Raw genomic sequence first — 244 nt, forward strand, 5'->3', positions numbered from 1 at the left:
ATAAGGCCCTGTGGTCAAGCGGTTAAGACACCACCCTTTCACGGTGGTATCCCGAGTTCGATTCTCGGCAGGGTCACCAGATGGACGCATAGCTCAGTTGGGAGAGCATCTGCCTTACAAGCAGGGGGTCATAGGTTCGAGCCCTATTGTGTCCACCAAAATGGCCTGGTAGTTCAGTTGGTTAGAATGCCAGCCTGTCACGCTGGAGGTCGTCGGTTCGAGCCCGATCCAGGTCGCCAATATA

3 tRNA genes are annotated in these 244 nt (G+C 54.9%); all 3 read left to right on the forward strand.

From position 1 onward, the window contains the following. Window positions 1-4 precede the first annotated feature (4 nt). The 3 genes from ACQRC6_RS09920 to ACQRC6_RS09930 all read left to right on the forward strand — a co-directional run bounded on the left by ACQRC6_RS09920 (window position 5) and on the right by ACQRC6_RS09930 (window position 239). Window positions 5-79 (forward strand) — tRNA-Glu (locus ACQRC6_RS09920). 3 nt (window positions 80-82) lie between these two features. Further along, a tRNA-Val gene (locus ACQRC6_RS09925) sits at window positions 83-158 on the forward strand. Window positions 159-162: 4 nt separating this feature from the next. After that, window positions 163-239: transfer RNA gene (locus ACQRC6_RS09930), tRNA-Asp, on the forward strand. Window positions 240-244: the final 5 nt, after the last annotated feature.

The sequence above is a fragment of the Peptoniphilus sp. SGI.035 genome, from assembly GCF_050315115.1.
Taxonomy (GTDB): Bacteria; Bacillota; Clostridia; order Tissierellales; family Peptoniphilaceae; genus Peptoniphilus_A.